Raw genomic sequence first — 22,702 nt, forward strand, 5'->3', positions numbered from 1 at the left:
AGAGCTAATATGAAAAGGATATGCACATCATTGATTTATCTTTTTATATGTGTAACGCCCTACCTGGCAGCTACTGATAAACATGATAAGCCAAACATCGTCGTTATGATGGTTGATAATCTTGGGTGGGGTGAGTTGGGTGTGTACGGTGGGGGTGAGCTTCGCGGTGCTGCAACACCACGCCTAGATGAGCTAGCATCTCAGGGAATGTTGCTACAGAATTTTAATGTTGAGCCTCAATGTACTCCATCCCGTTCAGCTTTTATGACCGGACGTCGTCCTATACGTTCGGGGACAACTCGAGTTGTCTGGGGCATGCTTTATGGCATGACGAATTGGGAAATAACAATAGCTGAACTAATGTCTGATGCTGGATATGCAACGGGAATGTTTGGTAAATGGCATGTTGGTGATGTGCCTGGACGCTTTCCTACAGACCAAGGTTTTGATGAATGGTATGGGGTAGCAAACACTACAGATGAGGCTGAATACTCGTCACAATTCCAATACGATGAAACTGTCGGAACTGTCCCGAAAATTGTAAAAGCTAAAAAAGGTGAAATACCTCGAGATGTTAAGCGCTATGACCTTCAAGCTCGCCGTGAGATTGATGGTGACTTGAACCGAAAAGCTATTGACTTCATGAAGCAAAGTGTCAAGCAGGACAAACCATTCTTCGCTTTTATTCCTTATACGCAACCTCATTTGCCGACGCTTCCACATCCTGATTTTGATGGGAAAACAGGCAATGGTCACTATGCAGATGTTCTCGCCGAAATAGATTTCCGAGCTGGTGAAATTTTAGATGCGATCGATGATCTGAAAATTCGCGATAATACAGTAGTGATTTGGTTCAGCGACAACGGGCCAGAACATTTCTACCCTTGGCACGGCACTTCAGGGCCTTGGAAGGGAGGGTACTTTACTGCGTGGGAAGGTTCGTTAAGAGCACCATTTATGATCCGCTGGCCTGGCCATGTTCCTGAGAAAAGTGTCTCCAATGAAATTGTCCATGTTGTCGACTTGCTTCCAACCCTGGGTGATATTGCAGGATACGATGTTCCGAATGATCGAATCATTGACGGGGTGAACCAATTCGACTTTTTCACAGGAAAGCAAGAAAAGTCGAATTTAGAAGGCTTTATCATATACAACAATGACGATATTTATGGCTATAAATGGCGCAACTGGAAAATGCACCTCGTTGAGCTAGACGACATGAACAGCGAGCCGAGGCAATTAAATGTGCCTCGAATTTATAACTTAATTACAGATCCTAAAGAGCAATATCAAATGCAAGAAGAAGCAACTTGGGTTCTGCCTGTTATGTTTAAGAAAATCGTCGAGTTTCAAAAAACGCTCGCGGAGGAGCCTCCAATTCAATTAGGCACTCCTGATCCTTATGAGCCAAAGGGGTAACGTTTTATGTCGAACCCAATGGCCGTAGCGCGTAGTTCTTTTTTAGCCTCACTAGCAGGGGTTGTAGCTCTTTTTAATAACTCAGTTAATGCAGCAGGCTTTTATTTTCCTGAGGTTGGTACACCTAGCAGTCTAGGTACTGGTGGGGTTTCGAATACTGTAAATATTTATGGTGCGGATGCTGTGTGGACAAACCCAGCAGGAATGACTGCTCTTGAAGAAGATAGAATATTTGCAGGGTTGCAAGTTCTAGCTCCGAAAATCGAATTCAGTTCTTCCGTAGCTGATAAGGGAGGAAAAGATGGCGGCAATTCAGGTGAAACGGCTCTAATTCCGAGCTTTTTTTACGCGAAAAAGTTTTCTGAGCGGCTCTATGCTGGGTTTTCTATCACAGTTCCTATTGGCGGGGGGGTAGATTATGGCGATGACTTCGTGGGGCGTTATGAAACCATAAGTGCTTACCTTGAAGGCATAGCACTATCACCATCAATTGGATATGAAGTTAATGATGCTTTCTCGGTCGGAGCTGGAATATCGTTTGTGTACACTTTGTTTGAGCAAGACATCGCGATCAACCCAGAACTCGCTCCAACCATCAACGGCGAAGATGGCAAGTTGAAAATCGAAGATGCTGACGACTGGGGTTATCAACCTTTTATTGGTGCTACCTATAAGCTGTCGGATCAGATTCTCATTGGGCTTGTTTATCGCGCTGAAATGGAGGTTGATCTCGAAGGTGACGTAAAGTACGAAAATTTGGGAGAACATACGTCTCTTGTGGATAAAGTCGACGTCGCATGGGACAACCCGCAAACTTTAGAAGCTGGTTTAAGCTATAAGTTTAATCAGTTGAAAACACTCTTCTTCAATGCTGGTTGGCAAGACTGGTCTGCATTTAGCAATAATGAGTTGGCTTTTGTTGGTGCAGGAGTCGCTGTGCTAGAGAGGAACTGGAAGGATACATGGCATGCAGGCGTTGGGTTTTCTCACTTGGAAGAGAGAGAAGGTTACAGCTTAGGCTTATCCTATGAGAGTTCACCGGTAGATGATGAAGATAGGACGTTTGACCTCCCGGTAGACGATCTGTATCGGCTTTCCGCGTCATACTCTTGGAACAGTCTCCATAAGTTTGATTACTCCATAGGCGCATCATTAATGGTGTTTGGCGATACAAAAATCGACAACACCGTCCAAGGGGTTCGAGTAAAAGGTGACTTCGACGACAATTACCTTCTATTTCTCGGAGCAACCATGAGATACGTTTTTTAAAGATAAATACTGAGATTGAAGGTTGCCTTCATTAACCCAATCTTCAATATCCAGACTGCTCAATAGAAGCGATTGTAACAAAATATCGACTTTACAAAGTAAACCCTATTGGGAGGTTAAGGAATCAATCAGCCTCAACCATGCACACTTATTATCAGGGTAATACTTTGCGGATATAACGCTTAATGGAGTAACTCAGGGAGAGGGACTTGGCTGATATAGATCAGAGAACCAGCTGGGGTATTCATGCCGAATGGTTAGTTGCTTATTTAATTCAGGAGGGGGTTTCTTTAAGTGAAATCTCAGCTATTGTCGGTGAAAAAATTAGTAATCCCGATAGGGTCTACCTGCAAATAGATGACTATTTAGGTCTATTGGGTTGGAGTGCCAAGCGGTTGTCATCTCCTCACTTAGGCATGGATATGGCTGAGCAAGCAACAGCCGAAACTTTTGGCACTTTAGGTTATTTGATAAAAAACTCGCCTAACATCGCTGTATTCTGTGAAATGCTCGAGCAGTATCAAGTGATTCTGATGACTGGAATGAAGTTTAGTTTCCGGGAAATAGGAGGGTTATTCGAAGTTCAATGGCAAATATTTCGGCCTCCATCTGAAAGCACTCGCCAAGATGTTGAGTTTTCTTTAGCGGCTTTTCTAAATGTCTCGCGAGATGCATTGGGCAAGCCATTCAACCCCAAGAAAGTTTCTTTTGAACATGAATGTCAATTACCTCTTAAACGTTATGAAGATACATTTGGAACCAACATAGCCTTTAGTCAGCAAAGAAATAGCTTATATTTTAACGTGGAGATGCTCGATACTCCGCTAGCATCTCGAGATCTAAAGCTTTTGGATATCGTCAAAAGTTATGCGGACTCCAAGTTGAGTAAATGGCAGCTTTGCGACAATCTTATTGAGCAGGCTAAGTTTATTATTTCCATCTCGCTTGAGACAGAGGGGGCGGGAGTCGACTCTGTGGCTCAATCGTTACACGTTACCGCTAGAACACTGAACCGTCATCTCCGAAAGAACGGAACTAACTACAAGACCATCCGCGAAGAAGTGATTGTGGCTCTTGCTAAGCAAGCATTGAGAGAGTCAAATTCAAGTATCACTGCTATTGGAAGTAAGTTGGGGTACTCTGAATCCAGCTCCTTTGTTAGAGCCTTTAAGCGTTTGACAGGTACGACCCCAGTCCTATTCCGAAAGCTATCCTTAGATAAATCTACTCAGTTCTCACAAACTTCTTCTACAAAGTAGTAGTTCGGACAAAGTGGACAATACGGCTCCGACGGTCAGTGAAGATAAGCTCAATATGATCTTCAATCGTCTCTATCGGGTGGAATGATCTCGGAGTCGCCAAACCGGTGGTTCAGGTCTTGGCTTGGCCATCTGCGAGGGCTTAATCAAGGTGCACGGTGGTTTGATTAAAGCGCAGCAAAGCGAAATGGGCGGCTTGAAAGTGACCTTTAAAATCTGATTCAAGCCGTGACCATAACACTGCAGAATTGATTGCCTATCCGGTTGCTGTATAGAGATAGCTGGATTGAATCCCAAGTGGAATGCCGAGCCCCCAATAGATCAACAAAAAGACGCTCCAGAGCACCATAATGCTAATGCTAAATGGCAGCATCAGCGACAACACGGTACCGATGCCGGTGGATTTTACGTAACGCTGGCAATAGACCACCACCAATGGAAAGTAGGGCATCAGTGGGGTAATGATATTGGTCGACGAGTCACCGATACGGTATGCGATCTGCGTCAGATCGGGGGAGATATTCAGCTGCATCAGCATGGGCACAAAAATAGGCCCCAGTAGCGCCCATTTGGCCGAGCTAGATCCGACAAACAAATTAACAAAGCCTGTTAGCACAATAATGCCAACGACGGTCACCATGGTCGGTAGCGATAAGGCCTTCAATACTTCAGCCCCTTCAATCGCCAGCAGAGCGCCGAGATTAGATTGACCGAAAGCATCAATAAACAATGCGCAGAAGAAAGCCATTACGATGTAATAACTCATGCCTTGCATGGCTTTGGTCATGCTATCAATCATGTCCTTGGTTGTTCGATAGGCTCCGGAAAGGTAGCCATAAACGACGCCAGGCAGCAGAAACAGTAAAAAGATCAGAGGCACGATTGACTGCATGATCGGCGCTTTAAACGAGGTGAGTTGACCTTCGGCATCTCGCATTGGGCTCGATTCCGGCAGCAATATCCCGATCAGAATAATCACGCCGACTAACATGGTCAGGCTGGCCCTACGTAAAGCGCGGCTTTGCTCGGCTGTTAGTTCCGCAAAAGTGGGAATGTCATTGGGGTCGCCATCGACTTCGACATCTTTCAATCTCGGCTCAATGACCTTGTCAGTGAGGTACCAAGCGATAGCAACAATGAGTAACGAGGATGCCGAGTTAAAGAACCAGTTATTTAGCGGGTTGACCTGAATTTCAGGGTCAATGATTTGCGCGGCGGTCTGGGTAAAGCTCTGAAGTAATGGGTCGATGGCGGAGGGAATAAAGTTGGCGCAGAAGCCGCCACTGACTCCAGCAAACGCTGCGGCAATACCAGCCAAAGGATGTCTCCCCATGGCATAGAAGATCACCCCTGCGAGTGGGATCACTAGCACATAGCCTGCGTCGGTTGCGGTATGGGAAACAATCGCCACTAATACCACCATGGGGGTGAGCAAGCTGCTGGGCGTGGAATCCAACATCCGCTTGAGGCCAGCGCTTATAAAGCCTGAATGTTCGGCTACGCCGACACCGAGCATTGCCACGAGCACCACACCAAGTGGAGCGAAACCAGTAAAAATGGTCACCATTCGGCTTAAAAAGCTCGCCAGCGAATCGCCGGTGAGGAGATTATTCACCACGATTGCTTGGCCGGTGCGGGGATCAATTGCATCGAAATTGAATTGCGAAAAGATGGCTGAGGCCAGCCACACAACAAACAGACAGACGAGGAAGATAATGGCTGGATCTGGCAGCTTATTGCCGACCACTTCAATGCGATCTAGCGCGCGAGTAGTCCAATTACTTGAAGCATTATCCATATGTTTAGGCCCTTGGTAACTCGTTGATTGCAACTCATTAGGCTGTTCAGTATAGGGGATAACTTGATGATTTAGCAGTCCTTCAGGCTTGTACTGGAGCTGCAGCAAGGAGCCTCAAGACAGTTACAACCGGTGTCTGGATAGATGCGTGTTGTCGGCCATTGTCGCAGTTTGAGCTCGGCAGTAATCAAATCTTTGCAGACAATCGTTTAAGGATGGCGCAAATGACTTTGCTATTAAAAAAACAGCTAATGTATAGTCAGTTCGCAACATAACAAACAATAAAAACAACTATCAATTACCGAGAAAGAACGATCAGGAGACTAAAGGAAATGAATTTCAATTCTTCATCTGTGCGCAAGTCTGTTATTGCTTTGTCAATAGCATTGGCCTTGGGCGCTTGCTCTGAGCCACCTAAGAACGAACAAGTCACCGTTGAAGTGACGGCTGAACAACAGGCTCAGCAGATTGCTGCGCAAAATCCGGAGCAACAAAACAATCCATTTTTTGCCGATTACGACACGCCATTCCAAATTCCGCCATTTAACAAAATTAAAGACGAGCATTACATGCCGGCCTTTGAGAAGGGCATGGAACAGCACTTAGCGGAAATTGATGCCATCGTGCAAAACTCAGATGCGCCAACCTTTGCCAATACCATTGAAGAATTGGAGCGTACCGGTAAGTTGCTGAGCAAAGTGCAGCGAGTGTTTTACAATCTGGCGGGCTCTAACACCAACCCCCAACTACAACAATTGCAGCGTGAGTTAAGCCCGCTGGTTTCGGCCCACTACGACAAGATTAACCTTAATCAAGGCTTGTTTGAGCGCGTTGAGGCGGTCTATCAAGCAAGGGAAAGTCTTGATTTAACTGCAGAGCAGCTGAAGTTTTTAGAAGATACCCGCAAGGGCTTTGTTCGCAGCGGTGCGCTGCTGACTGCTGAGCAAAAAGAACAAATCACTCAGATCAATTCAGAGTTGTCGCAACTGACCACTCAGTATGGCCAGAACTTACTGGCGGAAACCAATGGCTTTGAGCTGATTTTGGATAAGTCAGATCTCGAAGGGTTGTCTGAGGGCGTGATTCAAGCCGCCGCGAGCGCCGCCCAGCAAAAAATGGATGCTGCTGAAACCGACGAAGAAAAAGCCAAATATAAAGATAAGTATGTGTTCACTCCGCATCGCTCCAGCATGTATCCGTTCCTGACCGAATCGGCTCGCCGCGATTTGCGCGAAAAACTCTACAACTCCTACATCTATCGCGGTGATAACGACAACGAATTTGATAACAAAGCGGTTGCCGCCAAAATCGCCAAGTTACGTGCCGAACGTGCCCGCATCATGGGTTATGAAACCCATGCCCATTTCGTTTTGGAAGAGCGCATGGTCAACACCCCAGAAGGTGTTTACGACTTGCTGATGCAATTGTGGGCGCCGGCGCTGGAGCGTGCGAAGCGCGAAGTGGCTGACATGCAAGCAGTTGTCGATGCCGAAGGGCATGACTTCAAAGTCGCGGCTTGGGACTGGTGGCAATATGCCGAGAAAGTTCGCAAAGCCAAATACGACTTAGACGAAGCCAGCCTCAAGCCTTATCTATCGTTGGACAATGTTCTCAAAGGCGTTTTTGATACGGCCAATAAATTGTGGGGCTTAACCTTCGTCGAGCTATACGACATCGACACTTATCACCCTGATGCTCGCGTTTGGGAAGTCAAAGACAATGACGGCAGCCATTTAGGTATCTTTATCGGCGACTACTTTACTCGCTCCAACAAGCGTGGAGGCGCTTGGATGAGTAGCTTCAAAGGTCAGTCAAACTTAGACGGCGTGGAGCGCCCTGTAGTGGTTAACGTCTGTAACTTCCCTGGCCCTGTTGGCGATGCGCCAGCGCTGTTGAGCTTTGAGAATGTCACCACCTTGTTCCATGAATTTGGTCATGCCCTTCATGGCTTGCTGACCAATGTGACTTATGAAAGCATGTCAGGCACCTCTGGCCCTCGTGATTTCACTGAGTTTCCGGCTCAAATTCTGGAGCATTGGGCGGCCGAGCCGGCGATTCTGAAAACCTTCGCCACTCACTATGAGACCGGTGAAGTGATCCCAGATGAGCTGATCGCCAAGCTACTCAAAGCGTCGAAATTCAACCAAGGTTTTGCCAACACCGAATATTTAGCGGCGTCGTTGCTGGATATGGATTGGCACACCCTGACGGCGGATGATGAGCTACAAGATGCCGATAAGTTTGAACAAGCATCGATGGCTAAAATCGGTCTGATTGACGAAATTGCACCGCGCTATCGTTCCACTTACTTCTCCCACATTTTTGCCGGTGGATACGCGGCAGGTTACTACAGCTACGTGCATTCAGCGGTACTCGATTCAGACGGTTTTGAAGCCTTTAAAGAAGCAGGCGACGTATTTGACCCTGAACTGGCCCAGAAGCTTCGGACTCATGTCTATGAAAAAGGCTCAACTGAAGATGCGATGACCTTGTACAAGAAGTTCCGTGGTCGGGCGCCGACCATTGACGCCTTGCTGAAAGTTCGCGGCTTAGACGGCAGCGAAGACTAAGTTGATGGAGATGTGGTTACAGAGGCCTGATTGCAGGCCTCTTTTTTTGCTGCGAGTGCTGTTCCTTGGGTTGTTGCTGTGCTGCGTTACGCCGAGTAGTGGCAATGCTCATCCTCAGGATGAAGACATTATTCTTGATATTGAGCTGGGCGAAATGCAACTCGAGCCGGGTCAGATTGATGAGGAATATCAGGCCGCACTCAAGCGCAAACGGCTACGTAAGCTCAACGCCATGTCATCGTTGGAGAAGTTTCAACTATACATTGGCGCGGGCTTTGAGCACATTATTCCCAAAGGGCTGGATCATATCCTGTTCGTGTTGGGGCTGTTCTTCTCCAGTTTGCTACTCGCCTCTTTGCTGTGGCAAATCACCGCGTTTACCCTCGCTCATTCGATCACTCTGGGGTTAGCCGCGCTGGGTTTGGTGGCGGTGCCGGCGAGTCTTGTTGAGCCATTGATCGCCTTATCGATTGTTTGGGTGGCGGTGGAAAACTGCCTGTTCAAGCAAGCATCGAAGTGGCGACCCGCGATTGTGTTTGGCTTTGGCCTGCTTCATGGGCTGGGTTTTGCCTCGGTGCTTAGCGATTATGGTCTGCCCAAAGACGATCTGGTACCAGCGTTGCTGGCCTTCAATATTGGTGTTGAGCTAGGCCAAATCAGCGTTATTTTGCTGGCTTTTGTGGCTACCTTTTGGATTCGTCGCAAGTCTTGGTATCGCGCAGTAGTGCAAATACCGGCATCGGCATTGATTGCTTTGGTAGGCCTGTACTGGTTTATCGAGCGGGTATTTTGGTAACTTGATCCTTATGGCGGTTATTCGCATAGACAGGCGAAATAACCAATCAAATGAGAACATTATGGTTAGATGTTTAAACCATCTGGTGATGTTGAGCGGTCTGTTGCTGCTGTCAGCCTTCATCCACAGCAATGCCGAAACCCTTGAAGTGGCCTGCTTAACCACCAGCAGTTGCGAGCCAGAAAAGCCGCTTTGGGAAGCCGGCCTCGCTGCAGCGGTTTTTTATGGACCTGACTACCCAGCGGCGGATCAAAGCCATGCTAATCCGCTGGTGGTGCCTTACTTTATTTATCGCGGTGAAGTCGTTCGGGCAGGGGAAGGTGGCCTGATCAAAGCGCAAGCATTTGAGGATGACCGTTGGCAATTGAGTGTGTCGATTGATGGCGCCTTTAATGCCGATTCTGATGACAACGATGCCCGTCAAGGCATGGATGACTTGGACTACCTGTTTGGCATTGGCCCTGAGTTAAATTACAAACTCTATCAACAACAGCAACAAAAACTGGAATTAAAGCTGCAGCTACGCTCGGTTTTTTCCACCGATTTCTCCGAACTCAATCAACGCGGTTACGCCTTTGAAACCCAACTTCGTTTTGAAGATCGCGAGTTTTTTGGCCAGCAGCTGAAATTTGTTGGCACCGTTGGGCCGGTGTGGGCAACGGATAAGTTGACTCGCTATTTCTATCAGGTCGATGAGCGCGATGTGACTGCAGATCGGCCTCGCTATGATGCCTCTGGCGGCTACATGGGCACCGATGTCGGTCTCGGTTTTGTGGTGCCCATGTTTGATAAAAAAGCGACCCTGTTTTTTGGCGGACGCGCTAGCTTTCATCATGGCGCAGCCAACGACGATAGCCCGCTATTTCTTGATAAAACCACCTACGCCGTAGGGCTTGGTTTTGCCTACCGTTTGTTTGCTAGCGACCAGCTGGTCCGTTAGTTTCGCGTGCCCCACCAGACTCTGATCGCGTTTTGTAGGATTTGATCCTACAAAGCCGATTAACCCAATTTATACCGCCTTATTAATATGCCGCCATCGCAGCGGGCGATTCCAATTTCTGAGGTAGGTATGTTTAATTTTAATTCTGAGTTAGTCCATTCATGGCGAGCGAGCACGCTTGCTGACATTCACGCGGTTCTCGGAGGTCAACAATGAGCCTCTTAGAGACGCTATTCCAAAGCGCCCCTTATATTGCGCTGTTCATTACGCTAGCCCTTGGCTACTGGGTTGGCAAAATCACCATTGGTCGATTCGTTCTCGGTGGTGTTGCCGGTACCTTATTAATGGGCGTGCTGGTTGGGCAGGTTGGTGTTGACATTGACCCCGGTGTGAAGAGTATTTTCTTCGCGCTGTTTATTTATGCCGTTGGCTATCAGGGCGGTCCACAGTTTTTCGGTGCATTAAACCGCAAAGCCATCAAGATTTTGCTGTCGGCAGTGGTCATGACAGTGGCCGGTTTACTGTGCGTGTTGGCGGCGGCCTATCTGTTTGGTTTAGATCGCGGTACTGCTGCGGGTCTTGCGGCTGGTGGTTTGACCCAATCGGCGATTATCGGCACAGCCGGTGATGCGATTGCTAAATTGGCTGGTGTCAGCGCAGAAGCCAAGCAAATGATGCAAACTAATGTTGCGGTCGGTTACGCGGTGACTTACATCTTCGGTTCGCTTGGCCCGATTTTGATGGCGACCTGGATTATTCCTAGCCTGATGAAGTGGGACATTCGTAAAGAAGCGCTTGAGCTGGCTGAGCGCAATAACCAGGGTAAAACTGAGTTAGCGCCGGGCGAGTTCAATGCGATTACGCCACTTGATTCACGTGCTTATCAAGTCAACCAAGATAGCCAATTAATCGGTCGTTCATTGTCGCAAGTGAATCAGCAATTGGTCGACGCCAACATTGCTATGGTGCAACGCGATCAATCAGCAATGGATAGTGAGACTGACGTAGAGATTCAATGTGGCGATATCTTGGTCATTAATGGTCGTCGCCAAGCGGTCAAACGCTACGGTGATTCACTCGGTCATGAAGTGAGTGTGCCAGCAAATGTGACCTTGGTTGAAGAGAATCGCCAGCTCATCATCACCAATCGTGCCTTGGTCGGTAAGAGTTTGGCTGATGTCAAACAACGGGCGCAGAAATCACTGACGCGTGGTATCTACATCACCGGCTTGGTCCGTAGCGGTAAAGAAATAGATATTACCCCTGATGTCGTGCTTGAGAAACATGATGTGCTGCAGTTGACAGGTAAACCTGCGGACTTAAATCGAGTGGCGGCGAATATCGGTCAGCGCTTGGGCTCGCAATATGCCACTGATTTTGTGTTGTTTGGCTTAGGTATGGTGGCTGGCTTTTTGATTGGCATGATTAGCTTCAAGATTGCCGGTATTCCAGTGACCATTGGCTCGGGTGCTGGGTGTTTAATTTCAGGCTTGTTTGTTGGCTGGCTCCGCAGCAAAAACCCGAAAGTTGCCTCGTTGCCAATGGGAGCATCGAACTTCCTTCGTGACTTTGGCTTGGCAGTATTCGTCGGTATTGTTGGCTTGCAAGCAGGTCCACAGGCAATTGATGCCATTCGTGAAAATGGTCTTGCACTACTGTTTCTTGGTGCCGGTGTTACCATCATTCCACAGTTTATTGGCTTCTTCTTCTCGTACTATGTGTTACGAGTGAGAAATCCAATTGAAGCTTTGGCCGCGCTGACTGGTGGCCGCAGTGCCAACCCTGGTTTTGCTGCCCTTCTTGAGAAGGCAGGTAACGCCACTCCAGTGTTTGCATTTACCGTGACTTATGCCATTGCTAATGTGCTGTTGACCCTTTGGGGACCGGTTATCATCGGTATCATCACCACCAATGTGACGCCATAACACGGCGCTGCCAGGCAGTTGCAATTAACACACGAGGGAGCCTTTAGGGCTCCCTTTTTTGATCGTGTTACTCATCTATCTTATCTATCTCGGCATGAAATCAGGCAACAATGCGTATGCATCAAAGCTAACAGAGCCGGTCACAATGCGTCTTAGAGAGTATGTTATCGGCTACTTCAAGGAAATGGCTAAGGAAAATGGTGCTCCTTATCAGAGCTTGATCAATTTATACTTGCGAGACTGTGTAGCACATCATTGTAAAATCGATATTTCTTGGCAGGAAAAGTCCTAACAAACTTAACTCACCAACTCGTCGCGGGACTTCTCGAAGACATAGACAAAAATTTAAAGAGAAAAGTAGATGTTGTCGTTGGGTTAAGCCGCCTAGCAGGTGGCACATTGACTCTTATTGGTTGCATATTGGTATTCGTTTTTGTTCAAGCGGCGTTAGACCCAACTGCCACTATTGAAATCAATGGTGTTCCAACTAAGGATCAAATGGACAAAATTGTAGCAGTCATTTTTAGTGCTCTATTTCCAATATTTGGGCTGTTTCTATCGTTTGCTCCGGCTAGACTGCTTGATGGCTGGGCAACAAAAATAATCGACCGTCTGAGCTAAGTTCAAACAAAACAAGTGTCTGTTGTCTCCCATTACGCTAATTAAGCGACTTTTCCATCCCAAAAGATCTTCGAATCAGGGGTGCCTGATGTGTAGTTGATCTTTGCAGCCTAAAAAAATCACTTTTTTTACCTTCTTTTTCGTTACTTTAATCTCTCTCCATTATTCCCTTGAAACTGTTTTTAATGAAGTTATTTTCAATAAAAACAATGCGTTAAATTTAACTGTTCGGCTGTTTTCTCAAAGGGTTTAGCGGCCAAATATGACTTTGTAGGATTTGATCCTACAAAGCCGATTAACGCGATTTTACCTGCCTCCTTACTATGCACCCATCCCGACGGAGGGGCGCTAAAAAAACTTTTAGTGAATCCGAATTGAACGCCAGCGTCAGCGATTGACGCGGGCAAAATCACTGACATTTTTTTGAAAATTTTGAGGATACAACCCATGCAAAACATCGACTTCAACCAATTTGCCGAGCTGAGCCCATTTGAACTGAAAGACAAGTTGATTGACTTGGCAAATACGGTTCCTGATCGCACCCTACTTGATGCTGGTCGCGGCAACCCAAACTTCTTAGCGACCTTGCCGCGTAAAGCATTCTTGCGTCTGGGTGACTTTGCATTGGAAGAAGCAGAACGCAATTACTCATATTTAGACGGCGGCTTCGGCGGCATTCCAAACGGCGATGATGTCATTGCTCGTTTCGATACGTTCGCCAAGCAATACGGTGACAAAGAGGGCGTCCAGTTCTTACAAAAAGCACTGAGCTATGCCAAAGACCGCTTGGGTATTGCCCAACACGAGTTTCTTAATGAGCTGGTATTAGCCTTTTTAGGTTGCAACTATCCAGTGCCATCACGTATGTTGAAGCACATGGAAACCGTGGTGAAGCAGTACATTGGCGAAGAAATGTATGGCAACGTTCCGATGACCCAAAACTTTGACGTCTTTGCGACCGAAGGCGGTACGGCATCAATGACCTATGCCTTCCAGACCATGTTCAATAATGGCCTGTTGAAAAAAGGTGACAAAGTTGCCTTAGTCACGCCAATTTTCACGCCTTATCTGGAAATTCCTGAATTGTCAGAGTACGAGCTGGAAATTGTTGAGCTGCGCCTTGATGAAACCACTTGGCAGTTGCCTTTAGCTGAAATCGAAAAATTGGCCGACCGCGATATCAAGTTGCTGTGTGTGGTCAACCCTGCCAACCCAGCATCGGTGAAAATGTCAGATGAAACACTCACCTTGCTGACTGATTTCGTGAATGACAATCGTAAAGATGACTTGTTCATTGTGACCGATGATGTTTATGGCACCTTCGCTGATGATTTTGTCTCGCTGTTTGCAACGCTGCCATACAACACCCTGTGTGTGTATTCGTTCTCCAAGTACTTTGGTGCAACTGGCTGGCGCTTGGGCACTATCGCCATTCACGACAACAATGTCTTTGATGATGCCATGCGCCGCTTGCCTGAAGCACATCAACTGCAGCTCGATGACCGCTATAAAACACTGACGACAACGCCGCGCGATATCAAATTCATTGACCGCATCGTTGCTGACAGTCGCTCGGTTGCGTTAAACCACACTGCTGGTCTGGCCTTGCCACAACAGCTGCAAATGGCACTGTTTTCACTGACTTGCCTAATGGATTCTGCTGGCAACTACAAAGCCGCTTGTAAGCGCATTATTCGTGACCGCTTCAAAACCCTGTACAGCAACATGGGCTTGGAAATGAAGCAAGACAAAGATCGCGTCGATTACTACACCCTGCTGGAATTGGATGACATCGGTGGCCAACTGTACGGCGAAGATTTCGTTCGCTGGTTCAAAGATAACGGCAAAGGTAAGTACTTCTTGTTCCAACTGGCTCAATCGACCGGCGTTATTTTGCTACCAGGCAAAGGCTTCGACACCGTCAACGCTTCTGTTCGGGTCTCACTGGCTAATCTGACTCACCATGAGTACGAGTTGATTGGCCGCGAGACGCGCAAAGTACTGGACCAGTACTACGCCGAATACCAAGGTCAGTAATCGCTGCACCAAGCTAAACGGCAAGGGCAATAAAGCCCTTGCCGACATCTTATTCTCTCTGGTTGTTTTCACAGGAGCCGTCAAATGAAAGGCATTATCTCAATCCAATCTCATGTGGTTTACGGCCACGCCGGTAACAGTGCGGCGGTGTTTCCGATGCAGCGCATGGGGCTCGAAGTCTGGCCTATTCACACCGTGCAGTTTTCCAATCACACGCAGTATGTGCAAGGTTGGACCGGCCAAGTGTTTGCCGCTGAACAGATCCACCATCTGGTCATAGGCATCAATGCAATCGGCAAACTGAGCCAGTGTCAGGCGGTGTTGTCTGGTTATCTCGGCAGTGCAGAGCAGTGTCAGAGTGTGTTGAGCGCGGTTAACAAAGTGAAACAAGCCAACCCTGATGCGCTCTATATTTGTGACCCTGTGATGGGGGACCCCGACAAAGGCTGCATTGTGGCGCCAGAAGTCCATCAGCAAATGATCCAGCTGTTAATGCCCCAAGCCGATGTCATTGTGCCTAACCAATTTGAGTTGAGTCAGTTGGCAGAGCAAACCATTAGCTCCCTGAGTGAGGCGGTTCATGCCGCGCGACGAGTGATTAGTAAAGGTCCGGAGATTGTGCTGGTGAAGCACTTACATTGCTTGGCCGATCATTTGTTCTCAATGCTGTTGGTCACGGCAGATGAAGCCTATTTGATCCAACGACCTAAGCTTGAGTTTGATCGTGCACCAGTGGGTGTCGGCGATTTAATTTCAGGTCTATTTAGTGCCCAATTGGTCACTGGTAAGTCGCCAGTTGCGGCCTTTGAGCACACCCATAATGCGGTGTTCGATGTGCTCAAGACAACCCAAGCCCTTCATGAGTGGGAATTGCAAACCATTGCTGCACAACAACAACTGGTGACGCCACAGAGCCAATTTAAAGCTCAGTTGCTGCCAAAAGTTGATGCCGTATCTGCGCGGCAATTCGACCAGCTGGCTGAAACATTGGGCCGAGAAGCGATTAATGTGGTTATCGATTGATGGTACCGGGCCGGTGAATGCGGTACTCGTCAATAAACGACAGCAAGACATCGGCGACATATTTTTTCACTTCGAGCACTGGTTTGGAGTGGGGAAACCACAGCGCAACAGGAACAAAGAAGTCGTCATTTAATTCGTTCAACGAGAGCTCGTTGATGGCCAGCTCGGCACTAAATTGCTTGGCGGTGATAATGGGGAACATGGCCCAGCCAACACCTTGGCTGACCAGATTTAGCAGCAGTTGCATGTCGCTAACAATTTCGTAATCGGGCGACAGAATCATCTTATCTGCCATGCCGTCATCGATGTAGGCTGCCAGCAAAATCTGTTTATTGATCTTCAGTTGGCTCAGGCGATCCGTTTGTGTTGCTTGCTGCAGCGGGTGATTGGCAGCGGTAAAAATAGAATGGGAGACATTGGTTAAAAAGGTCGCATCAAAGCTGGTCATGGCTGAGCGAGTATCGATATTGACGATGCCAATTTGTACTTCGTCGTTGAGGATGGCTTGCCGGATCTGCTCTTTGGTCATTACTCGAAAGTGAACTTTCATACTGGGAAAGTGTTCGGCCAGTTTGAGGCGGATTCGAACCAAGGGTTCTGCCGGAATAAAGTGACAGTAGGCAATGGTGATTTCTTCGAGCTGACCAAATGACAAGCTCAAGGCCATTTTGTCAAACGAGCTGGCTTGTTCGATGGTTTGTTTGGCATAGCGATAAAGCAATTTGGCTTCTGCGGTGGGTTCGGCACTGCGGCCAATTCGCTCGAACAAATCCACTGCTAGCTGATCTTCTAGATTAGTGATCACTTGGCCGATGGTGGTGCGGTGCTTTTTCAATTTGGCCGCGGCATCGCTAAACGATCCTTTTTCAAATACGGCGACAAATGCTTTGAGCTGCTCAAGGCTAAATTGCATGAGGGTGAGATCCTTCACTTCCATGAAAAACTGTTCTGAGCATAGCAGCTTAGCTCCCATCTTCCTCTTTTCTGAGCAGTGAAGTCTTTATTTAATTGGGGCTGTGGCGAACTGAGGGTTTGATCCTACAAACGCGATTAACCCCTTTTGTCTGCTCCTCTTAAAATCTCCCCATCTTCAGTAACACACATTCGACACATCAGAGGGCGACATGAACCTAGATTACATTGCAAAAGAGTTGGTTGTGGGGGAGCTGTTTATACCTCCTTTGCTGTTCGCTGTGATTTGCGCATATGGCTTAACCAGCCTGACCATGTTGGTGAGCGCCAAAGTGGGCTGGGATCGCCATATCTATGCCCCTGCGATTGTTGAACTGGCCTTAACCACTATTTATACAGTGCTGCTTAGCCTGTTGATTTTCCAAGGATAAAATCAGGTAGATTGTCATGAAATCAAAATTAATCACGCTCGCTTTAGTAGCACTAGCCATTATTGCCGTGGTACTGAAATATCAGACTTATGTGACCCATCCATGGACCCGAGATGCCTTGGTGCGGGCCAACATCATTGAAGTGACGCCACGAGTCACAGGGCCAATCACCAAGATTTATGTGGCAGACAATACAATGGTCACCGCTGGCCAGCTGTTATTTGAAATTGACGACCGTATTTATCTGGCGGCTTATGAAAAGGCACAAGCGACACTGGCTCAAGCAGAGGTTCAAGTGCAGCGAGCACGCAATGAGTTGCAACGAATGACCGCGTTGGAGAAGAAAACGCCAGGTGCAGTGCCAGTGATCACCTTGAATAATCTGACTGATGATGTTGACGCCGCGGTGGCTAATGTCGCCGCTGCCGCAGCCGGCGTGGAAAATGCCAAGTTGGATTTGGAATTTACCAAGGTGTACGCCTCCAAAGATGGCTACATCACCAATTTTAATGTGGCAGAAGGCGCCCATGTGGTGGCCAATCAGCCGGTCGTGGCGTTGATTGATAGTGACAGTTTTTGGATTGAAGGCTTTTTTCAGGAAACCGATCTTGAACATGTTCATGCCGGTGATACGGCCAGCATTACCCTGATGTCGTACCCCGATCAGCCTCTGCAAGGAAAGGTGGTGAGCTTGGGCTACGGTATTGCCCAAACTGATGGTGCCACCAGTCAGCAAATGTTACCGACGGTGAACCCGAATTTCGAGTGGATACGACTGGCTCAGCGGATCCCCGTCAAAATCAAAGTGCAAATTTTGCCCGAGCAAGTTGAATTGCGGGTCGGCACCACTGCTTCGGTGATGATTACACCGCAAGCAAGAGGGTAAGTCGATGACGATTCAGAGCAAGCAGGCATTTAAAGTTGCGCTCAGCTTGGCATTAACGATTGCTCTGGCGCTGAGTTTTGGTTGGCAAAAACCTTACTGGGGTGGTTTGGCGGTGATTGTCATGGCGGTTGCCGAGAGCTACAACCATGCCGTTGCCAAGGGGCGTCATCGCCTTATTGGTACTGCGTTTGGCGTGGTGCTGGCCTTTGTTTGGATCAGTCTTTTTGGTCAGCAACGGGAGCTGTTTTTCCTCAGCTTTGTCTGTACTGGTGCGCTAGCAAGCTACAGTTCGGCAACTAGTCGCTATAGCTATGTCTTTAAAATGACCTTCTTGGTAGCCACCATTGTCAGTTTGATTGGTGGTTTGACTGAGCAATACAGCTTTCATCTGGCGATATTAAGGGGTCAGGAAACCTTACTGGGTGTGGTCTGTTTTACCCTAGTGCACTCTATTCTCTGGCCGTCGATGAATCGGCCGCAGCAACCAAGCGATGGCCGCACCTCTCAATTTGCTAACGTCGCGCAAGCGCGACGAGAAGGGCTGATCAGAGCAGCTAAGTTTGTGGTGATCAATTGCATTGCGTGGTTAGCGTGGATTTACCTGCCGATCCCCGGCGGCTTTTTGTTCCCTATTTTAGTGGCGTCACTTAGCAATGCGTTGGTTGAATTTCCGGCCAGCTGGTTTAACAAGTTGATGCTGGTGGTCATTGGTTGGGCTTTGGTTGTGCTGATTCAGTACGTGTTCTTGCTACCGCAGTTAACAGCTGGTTGGCAGCTAGCATTGTTCTACTTTGCCAATTGCTTTGTCGCTTGGCGTTTATTCCACCGCCCAGAGCAATTGCCATTGAGAATGCTGGGCGCACAAATGCTGATCATGTTGACCATGACTGCACAATATTTACGCCCGCAATATGACATTATTCAGCCATTGCAAATGTTGCTCTATATGCTGATCACCATGGTGCTGATTCGTTTAGTTTGCGGCGCGGTTGAGCAAACTCTTGAGAGCCGTTAATCGAGCTGATTTGTTGCCATGTCATTGCCCATTTGACTAATGCAGAAGCACCTTCGGCAGAGGATACCTGTTGAGTCAAAATGATGGCTCAGGTGTAACCGAAGTGCATATAAATTAAACGCAGTGATTGGTTTCACTGCGTCAAGATAAAACAGCTCAGGCAATGTTTTTTAGATAGTCAGCCCTAATTGTAACGACTTGGATTGGAATGCTAAAAAGGGGCTAATAACCTCCTTAACCCTTCTTTTATAGGCTTTTTGTCAATTTAAACATAAGGTTAATGTGTCGCGAATTCTCTCCGTCTCGATGAATTAATTTGATAGTCAGAGTGAAATCGTTTTCATGCTAATTGCTCTGTTTTTGACTATTTTTTGCGTTTTATTTGACCGTTTGAATCTCTTTGCGACTAAATTTCATAGCTAAAAAAATAAATATTGAGTGATCTAGATAACGTTTTCAGTAATTTCGGTGGGTTGCTTTGTGATTATTTAAGTTGTTGATTTATGGGGTTAAAAAATAACTTTAGAAAAAAACGTAACACACCTCACACTATTCCATAACAAGTTTGTTTGACATTTTTCATGTGTAGGTACCAGAATCTTAATGGTTCGTAGCAGGACTGCAAATGGTGAAGATAACGTTTTCAGTGGTGGGGTCTCACCAACGATAATAAAGAGTCCGAAAGTACGAACCATACAAAGATAATAATGAAACCGGTTTACTTTCTAGAGAACACTCTAAAAGGACCAGAAAGGGACAAAAGATGATAAAAAAACCTCATAACTTCAAATACTCTGCAATCGCACTAGGGGTGGCTAGTTGTTTGACTGCAGGACCTTTGCTCGCCCAGGATGCAGCACCTGGAGATGACGTCGAGGTAATTCACGTAACGGGTGTACGTGGTTCGCAAGTGAAATCGATTAACGTCAAGCGTGCTGCAGACTCTGTGGTTGATGCTATTTCTGCAGAAGACATTGGTAAGCTGCCTGACGCCACCATCTCTGACTCTCTACAACGTATTTCTGGTGTTCAAATTCGTCGCTCTGCTGGTGAGGGTGGCTCGGTCAACATTCGTGGTTTGCCGCAAGTTGTCACCCAGATGAATGGCGAGCAATATCAAGGTGCCAATTCGGTCGTATCAAGCCAGCCTGATTTCGGTGATGTGCCAGCTCCGCTATTCCGCGGCGTTGAAGTGTACAAATCACCAACCGCTAGTTTAGGTAATGCCGGTATCACAGGTACCATTAACTTGCAGACTTACCGACCATTCGATTTTGACGTGGGCTTTACTGTTTCTGGCAGTGCGGAGGCGCGTTATGGCTCTGAAACGGAGAGTACCGATCCAGCGGTTTCGGCATTGATCAACTGGAACGACGGCAAAATCGGTTTCTTGTTTGCTGCGGCGATTTCTGATGTCACCCTGTCAAACTCCTACAACGGCTTTAACACCGGCAGTCCAGGTGAAGTGGGGTGGACCGGCCGTTTCACTGATGCCCAAGTTGGCCTTGAAGATCTTGGCCGAGTCTACATGGGCGCCCAGGGTTTTGCCGCTTGGAATCAGGAGACCGAACGTGAACGTGTCGGGTTGAATGCATCGCTTCAAATCGACTTGGGCGAAGGTTTTGTCTTTACCAGTGATGTGTTCTACACCGATCAGGATGAGTACAACCGCAAAATTGGTATGAGTGCCACCAACAAGTGGCAAAGCTGGGATTGGTTTACTCCAACCAGTGAGAGGGCTACTGGCGCACCACAAGATGGCGGCGAATTCTACTCTTGGCAGTCGGTTAATCTCGATCCAAAACGTTTGAAATCATTCACTCAGAACGACTCCTACCTAGCCGATTCAACCAATATTAACTTCCAGTTGGATTATGACAATGGCGGTAATTTCACTGGTAGTTTCCGTGGGATTGTCGGTCGTGCCAATCGTGACAAGCGCCACGGCTACAACGAAGGTGATTTAACCAATGGCTCCACGACACTGGGCCGTACAACCAACTTCTTGCCATCTGACAAATGTCGCCCTGGTGACGAAGTCGTCGGTGATGAGGGTGGTTGTTATCAGGAAATTAACCCGCTGGGCTACAGCGAAAATCCTCAGCTGACCCTTGATACCAGTGGTGAGCACCAGCGCTGGGGTGGTTTTGATACCCAAATTGATGGTGGCTTAGGTGAGGGCGCAACGGTTGCCGATTACATGGCGAACCTTGATAGCTACAACATCGGTGCTTTCTCATCAGAAAACAACGAAAACTCTGACTCCGATCTGCGGGCCTTTAGCTTAAAAGGTAACTACACCCTCGACACTGGCTTTATCACCAGCGTTGATATGGGCGCACGCTTGTCGGACCGTGACGTCGAATTTGAACGTTTCCACTTGTTCTCACCATTCCATAACGCCGGTTGTGAGGCGCAGTGGAAAGCAACGGATGTGACCTTTGGCTCAACTGCGCCGGGCGCATGTACCGATGGTGAAATGGTAAATGGCGCGTTTGAACCATACGTGGTGTTAGAAAACGTCGCGTTGGATCAATACAACAACGTCAAATTCATTACCGACTTTGGTCCGGCCAAAGGCATTCCGGGTATGTGGGCGGTTAATCCGAAGGATTACGACAACCCAGAGAAATTCCATAACCGCGTGTTTGGCTCAACCAGAAAGCAAATCATTCCGGGTCGTAGCTTCGAAGTTAGCCTCGAAGAGTTGTCCTACTACTTGCAAACCAACTTCGAGTTTCTTGATGGCGACTTAACTGGTAATGCCGGTATGCGCGTGGTTGAGACCGACTTGTCAGTGAAGCAAAACATTGCCGGTGCCGGTATTCCTTACGGTAACTCCAACGCCGATGCAGGGGACATTCTAACCAACCGTGATTACACCGATTATCTGCCATCGGTGAACTTGGCTTACGAAATTAATGAAGATTTGATTCTGCGTTTCGCCTTTGCCAAGAACATGGTACCGCTAGATTTGAACCAATGGGGTGATGGTCTGAGCATTAACTATGCCTTGGACTCGGATCCTGACAGCGGCACATTCAACCAGTTTATTGCTACCTCTGGTACCTCAGATGGTAACCCTGAGTTGGATCCATGGCGCTCGGATAACTGGGATGTGTCATTGGAGTACTACATTGGTGAAGCCAGTATGCTGAATGTGGCTGCCTTTAAAGTCGACATTGATAGCTTTACTGAAAACCAGACTGTCCAGCGTGCCGTTCCTGACGCAGATGGTATTGTCCGTCGTGAAGTGCCGGTAACAACCAATGTTCAAGGTAAGGGCGGTACCATCGATGGTGTCGAAATTGGCGCTAAGATGGCACTTAGCGATGTCATTGGTGATGACAGCTTCTTCTCTGACTTTGGTTTTGATACCAACTTTACGTATTCGCCAAGTGAAGGTCAGGGCAAAGACATCAACGGTGATGATCAGATGTTGCCTGACAACTCTGAGCGTCAGTTCAACTTGATTGGTTGGTATCAAGCCGATCGCTTCCAAGCTCGTGTTGCATATAACTACCGGAGCAAGCGTTTAGCGGCTCAGGGCGGTGCTTGGGGTGCGTTGAACTTGTACCAAGAATCGACCGGTTATGTTGATGTGTCGGCCAGCTACGATGTGACTGACGAGATCTCTGTTTACGTCAGCGGTTCGAACGTGACGGAAGAGTACGAGAACTACTACATGGAGTTCAAAGACCAGTTCGCGTATCAAAACTACTATGAAGCCCGCTACACCGTCGGTGTTCGTGGTACCTTCTAAGTTGTCACTGTATGAGGCACTAACCCTTTGGGGTTAGT

16 protein-coding genes and 1 pseudogene are annotated in these 22,702 nt (G+C 47.7%); 15 read left to right on the forward strand and 2 right to left on the reverse strand.

Annotated features, from left to right (window positions below):
- Positions 1-9: 9 nt before the first annotated feature.
- From IC617_RS06750 to IC617_RS19040, 4 genes and pseudogenes are all read left to right on the forward strand, one after another.
- Entirely contained in the window at positions 10-1,419 is a 1,410-nt protein-coding gene (locus tag IC617_RS06750) for an arylsulfatase (protein ID WP_191144227.1), read from the forward strand.
- A 6-nt stretch (positions 1,420-1,425) separates the two neighbouring features.
- Positions 1,426-2,688, forward strand: a complete 1,263-nt coding sequence (locus tag IC617_RS06755) for an OmpP1/FadL family transporter (protein ID WP_191144228.1) — start codon at positions 1,426-1,428, stop codon at positions 2,686-2,688.
- Between the two features lie 209 nt (positions 2,689-2,897).
- Positions 2,898-3,947: an AraC family transcriptional regulator gene (locus tag IC617_RS06760; RefSeq protein WP_191144229.1), complete on the forward strand. Its 1,050-nt coding sequence runs from the start codon at positions 2,898-2,900 to the stop codon at positions 3,945-3,947.
- A gap of 103 nt (positions 3,948-4,050) precedes the next feature.
- Positions 4,051-4,167: pseudogene (locus IC617_RS19040) on the forward strand (hypothetical protein); the annotation flags it as partial.
- 36 nt (positions 4,168-4,203) lie between these two features.
- On the opposite strand, the gene IC617_RS06770 reads toward IC617_RS19040, so the two are convergent.
- On the reverse strand, positions 4,204-5,745 hold the full coding sequence (locus IC617_RS06770) for an AbgT family transporter (RefSeq protein ID WP_191144231.1): 1,542 nt from the start codon (positions 5,743-5,745) through the stop codon (positions 4,204-4,206).
- Positions 5,746-6,077: 332 nt separating this feature from the next.
- Between IC617_RS06770 and IC617_RS06775 the strand changes: the two genes are divergently transcribed.
- The 7 genes from IC617_RS06775 to pdxY all read left to right on the forward strand — a co-directional run bounded on the left by IC617_RS06775 (position 6,078) and on the right by pdxY (position 15,657).
- Positions 6,078-8,315 (forward strand): M3 family metallopeptidase, encoded by a 2,238-nt coding sequence (locus tag IC617_RS06775; RefSeq protein WP_191144232.1) that lies wholly within the window; start codon positions 6,078-6,080, stop codon positions 8,313-8,315.
- A 55-nt stretch (positions 8,316-8,370) separates the two neighbouring features.
- Entirely contained in the window at positions 8,371-9,111 is a 741-nt protein-coding gene (locus tag IC617_RS06780) for a HupE/UreJ family protein (protein WP_369410378.1), read from the forward strand.
- Between the two features lie 61 nt (positions 9,112-9,172).
- Positions 9,173-10,051 (forward strand): MipA/OmpV family protein, encoded by an 879-nt coding sequence (locus IC617_RS06785; protein ID WP_191144234.1) that lies wholly within the window; start codon positions 9,173-9,175, stop codon positions 10,049-10,051.
- Positions 10,052-10,263: 212 nt separating this feature from the next.
- Entirely contained in the window at positions 10,264-11,976 is a 1,713-nt protein-coding gene (gene aspT / locus IC617_RS06790) for an aspartate-alanine antiporter (RefSeq protein WP_191144235.1), read from the forward strand.
- A gap of 273 nt (positions 11,977-12,249) precedes the next feature.
- On the forward strand, positions 12,250-12,597 hold the full coding sequence (locus tag IC617_RS06795; protein ID WP_191144236.1) for a hypothetical protein: 348 nt from the start codon (positions 12,250-12,252) through the stop codon (positions 12,595-12,597).
- A 447-nt stretch (positions 12,598-13,044) separates the two neighbouring features.
- Entirely contained in the window at positions 13,045-14,634 is a 1,590-nt protein-coding gene (locus tag IC617_RS06800; RefSeq protein ID WP_191144237.1) for a bifunctional aspartate transaminase/aspartate 4-decarboxylase, read from the forward strand.
- 84 nt (positions 14,635-14,718) lie between these two features.
- On the forward strand, positions 14,719-15,657 hold the full coding sequence (pdxY, locus tag IC617_RS06805; RefSeq protein ID WP_191144238.1) for a pyridoxal kinase PdxY: 939 nt from the start codon (positions 14,719-14,721) through the stop codon (positions 15,655-15,657).
- Here the strand turns inward: pdxY and IC617_RS06810 are convergent.
- Positions 15,647-16,570 (reverse strand): LysR family transcriptional regulator, encoded by a 924-nt coding sequence (locus tag IC617_RS06810; protein ID WP_191144239.1) that lies wholly within the window; start codon positions 16,568-16,570, stop codon positions 15,647-15,649. The genes pdxY and IC617_RS06810 overlap by 11 nt on opposite strands.
- A gap of 211 nt (positions 16,571-16,781) precedes the next feature.
- Here IC617_RS06810 and IC617_RS06815 point away from each other — a divergent pair, with 211 nt between their 5' ends.
- From IC617_RS06815 to IC617_RS06830, 4 genes are all read left to right on the forward strand, one after another.
- Positions 16,782-17,000 (forward strand): DUF1656 domain-containing protein, encoded by a 219-nt coding sequence (locus tag IC617_RS06815; protein ID WP_191144240.1) that lies wholly within the window; start codon positions 16,782-16,784, stop codon positions 16,998-17,000.
- Positions 17,001-17,016: 16 nt separating this feature from the next.
- Positions 17,017-17,886, forward strand: a complete 870-nt coding sequence (locus tag IC617_RS06820; RefSeq protein WP_191144241.1) for an efflux RND transporter periplasmic adaptor subunit — start codon at positions 17,017-17,019, stop codon at positions 17,884-17,886.
- 4 nt (positions 17,887-17,890) lie between these two features.
- A complete protein-coding gene (locus IC617_RS06825; protein ID WP_191144242.1) occupies positions 17,891-18,901 on the forward strand; it encodes an FUSC family protein in 1,011 nt (336 codons plus the stop codon).
- A gap of 763 nt (positions 18,902-19,664) precedes the next feature.
- Positions 19,665-22,664, forward strand: a complete 3,000-nt coding sequence (locus tag IC617_RS06830; RefSeq protein ID WP_191144243.1) for a TonB-dependent receptor — start codon at positions 19,665-19,667, stop codon at positions 22,662-22,664.
- Positions 22,665-22,702 lie beyond the last annotated feature (38 nt).

It is taken from the genome of Neiella litorisoli (assembly GCF_014773395.1).
Lineage (GTDB): Bacteria > Pseudomonadota > Gammaproteobacteria > Enterobacterales > Neiellaceae > Neiella > Neiella litorisoli.